The organism is Alcanivorax sp. (assembly GCF_014762765.1).
Lineage (GTDB): Bacteria > Pseudomonadota > Gammaproteobacteria > Pseudomonadales > Alcanivoracaceae > Alcanivorax.
The window spans coordinates 11,855-15,382 of the sequence record NZ_JABURH010000135.1; the positions used below are offsets into that span (position 1 = coordinate 11,855).

The 3,528-nt window shown below is 64.9% G+C and carries 2 protein-coding genes; both read left to right on the forward strand.

Translation table 11 applies throughout. The features are described from left to right. The coding region (locus tag HUJ17_RS09495) for a TonB-dependent receptor (protein WP_290510466.1) at nucleotides 1-1,963 on the forward strand (1,963 nt) is incomplete at its 5' end. A 78-nt stretch (nucleotides 1,964-2,041) separates the two neighbouring features. Beyond that, complete coding sequence (locus HUJ17_RS09500; RefSeq protein WP_290510467.1) at nucleotides 2,042-3,415, forward strand: hypothetical protein; 1,374 nt, start codon at nucleotides 2,042-2,044, stop codon at nucleotides 3,413-3,415. The last annotated feature ends 113 nt before the right edge of the window (nucleotides 3,416-3,528 follow it).

Consider the following 3,528-nt stretch of genomic DNA (forward strand, 5'->3'; position numbering starts at 1 on the left):
CAATGAACTGGAAGCAGTAAACGTGTCCGCCCTGCCCCTGGGCAGCGGCAGTCCCAGCACCCCCTACTCGGTGATGGACCAGCAAACCCTCACCCAGAAAAACACCGCCACCCTGGGCGAGACCCTGAACAACCAGCCCGGCGTGCACAGCGACACCTTCGGTGGCGGCGCCAGCCGCCCGGTCATTCGTGGCCAGAGCGGCCCGCGCGTGGGTGTGCTCAACGACGGCTCCGCAGTGCTGGATGCCTCCAGGATCTCCCCGGACCACACCGTCACCGTGGACCCCATGCTGGCCCGCCAGATCGAAGTCCTGCGTGGCCCGTCTACCCTGCTTTATGGCAGTGGCGCCAGTGGCGGTGTAGTGAATGTGCTGGACAGCCGTATTCCCACCGAACGACCGCGTGAGGACGTGGAAGGCTTCGTGGGCGCCCGCGCCAACACCGTGGCCGATGAAAACGCCACCGCCGCCGGCATCACCTTCTCCGCCACCGACCATCTGGTGTTCCGGGTAGAAGGCAGTCGCCGCGACGCCGATGACTACGAAGTGGACGGTTTCGACCGCCTCACCGTGCCTGGCACCTTCGCCGAAAGCGACAACAGCAGCATCGGCGCCTCCTGGATCGGTGACCAGGGTTTCTTCGGCATGTCCTACAGCTACCGCCGCGACAACTACGGCCTGCCCGGCCACAACCATGAGTTCGAGGAGTGCGGTGTCAGCGGCAACAGCCTGGCCTGCCCGGACGAAGAACACGACCACGAGCACGGCGAAGAGGTTACCCCCTTCGTGGACCTGGCCAGCCGTCGGGTGGATGCCCGTGGCGAATACCGCAACCCCATGGACGGCATCACCGCCATCCGCTTTCGCGGCAACCACACCGAATACCGCCACCATGAAATCGAGGAAGGCGAAATCGGCACCACCTTTCGCAACCGCGGCGGCGACGCCCGGCTGGAAGTGGAGCACGCCCCCATCGGCAACTGGCGGGGTGTGGTCGGCATGCAGTACACCGACTTTGACTTCAGCTCCCTGGGGGGTGAAGCCTTCGTGCCGAAAACCGAAAGCCGCGCCATGGCCCTGTTCGCCGTGGAAGAGTACCGGCTCAACGATCAATGGCGTTTCGAGCTGGGCGCCCGCCAGGAGCACCAGCGACTGCTGCCCGAAGACCGTCCAGGTGAAGCGCTACCGGATCTGAAGCAGGACAGCACCTCCCTGTCCGCCGCCGCCAACTGGGCCTTCGTGCCAGGCTATGAACTGGTGCTGTCCCTGGGCCATTCCGAGCGCGCCCCCAGCGCCCAGGAGCTGTACGCCGAAGGCGTCCACCTGGCCACCAACACCTACGAGTGTGGCCTGTTCAGCGCCTGCGGGGGCGGCCAGCGGGACCTGGACGACGAAATCAGCCTCAACGCCAACCTGAACCTGCGCAAGACCCAGGGCGACTGGCTGTTTGACCTGGGCGTATTCGAGAACCGCATCAACAACTACATCTACGCCCGCACCCTGGACCAGATCGAGGACTTCCGCCTGATCAAGTACAGCCAGCGCGACGCCACCTTCACCGGTGCCGAAGCCTCGGTGAGCTACTACGGCATCGACCCCATCGGCATCACCGTATTCGGCGACATGGTGCGCGCCACCTTCGATGACGGCGGCTACCTGCCACGCATCCCCGCCAAGCGACTGGGTACCCGGCTCAACACCTACGTGGGGCATTTCGATGCCGAGCTGGAGTATTACCGCAGCTTCGCCCAGGACCAGATCGCCGGTTTCGAGGACCGTACCGCAGCCTATGACATGGCCAACGTCACCATCAGCTACCGGCTGCGCGGTGACCAGCGCTACACCTTCTACGTGCGCGGCAACAACCTGCTCGGTGAGGAAGTGTTTAACCACGCCTCCTTCCTGGCCAGCACCGTGCCGGAACCGGGTCGCAACCTGACCGTGGGTACCCGTATCGAGTTTTAACGCCTTTTTCGTTCCGTAAAACGAAGGTCTCCGGCGCCATTATTCCGCCGGAGCCGCGACATCGAATTGGAGAACACCATGCAACGCTTCAAACACGCAGCCAAGCGGGGCCCGGCCCTGCTTATCTGGATGCTGGCCGCCCTGCTACTGGCTGGCTGTGAAAACGAAACCGGCAGCACCCCGCTGGGCGGCGGCGGAGACGACGCCCATGACCACGAAGAACATGGCGATCACCCGGGCCGTCTGGCTATCCTGTCCCGCGACGGGACCGGCGACCAGCTCTACGCCTACGACCTGGAAGAACAGGCCCTGCTGCCCGGCAGCCTGGCCCTGAACAACGCCCCCAGCGCCCTCTACACCAGCCCCGGCAAACGCTTCGTGCTGGCCATGCAGCGCAACGCCAACCAAGTGCAGATCATCGACGGCGGCCTCTACCGCCACGACGACCACGTGGATGAAGTAGCACCAGGCCTGGTCGGCACCCTCACCGGCCCGCGTCCAACCCACTACCGGGTCCACGGTGAACAAGCCGCCCTGTTCTACGACGGCGACGCCGGTAGCGCACTGATGGCGCAGGTGCAAGTACTCACTGACCACTCCCTGGAAAGCGCCACCATGGAGGCCGACCATACCTTCGCCAGCGCCCACCACGGTGTGGCCGAACCCCGTGGGGAAATCGTGCTGGCCACCCGCCGCACCGCCGCCAGCGGCCTGCCCGAAAAAGTGGACATCCTCCACCAGCACGGCGACCACTACCACGGCGAAGGCACCATCAGCCTGGATTGCCCGGACCTGCACGGTGCCGGCTCCAACGAGGAATACTCCGTATTCGGCTGCAGTGACGGCATCCTGATCGTCCACCAGGACGGTGAAACTTTCACCGCCCAGCACGTGGATAACGCCACCCTGGGCCTGGCCGCCGGCGAGCGGGTCGGCAGCTTCGACAGCCACCACGAACTGCCCCAGTTCGTGGCCTACGCCGGCGATCGCATCCTCATCATCCACCCGGACCATGGCGACGCGGAAGAACTGGACTGGACCGAAGGCGCCGCCGTCAGCCTGGACAGCCATGCCCTGGACAGCCACGGCGAGCATCTGATCCTGCTGGATGACAGCGGCGACCTGCGCATCGTCGACACCGCCGACTGGAGCGAACACGCCCACGTGGAAAACGCCATCGACCCGGAGACCGCCGCCCCGCCCGCCAGCGGCCACGGCAGCCGCGTCTCCATGGCCGTCGGCGGCGAACCCGCCCAGGTGTTCCTGTCCCACGCCGACAGCCAGTCCATCATTGTCGTCGACGTGGAATCCGGCACCCTCGCCACCCCGCTCAACCTCACCTTCACCCCGGGCCAACTCACCTGGGTAGGTCTGAGCAGCGAAGACGGCGAGCAGCATGACCACGAGGAAGACGACCACGATCATGACGACGAACATGATCACAACCACTAAGGAAGAACTGAAAGGCTCACGGCATTTCTGATCTTTCTGTGGGAAGCGATGCTTGCATCGCGAATAACAGCGCTTTCACAGGCACCTTCGCGACACGAGCATCGCCTCCCCCG

What these genes read in the sequence shown, in the direction of transcription:
- HUJ17_RS09500 (WP_290510467.1), top strand. Translation starts at nt 2,042, where the DNA reads ATGCAACGCTTCAAACACGCAGCCAAGCGGGGCCCGGCCCTGCTTATC.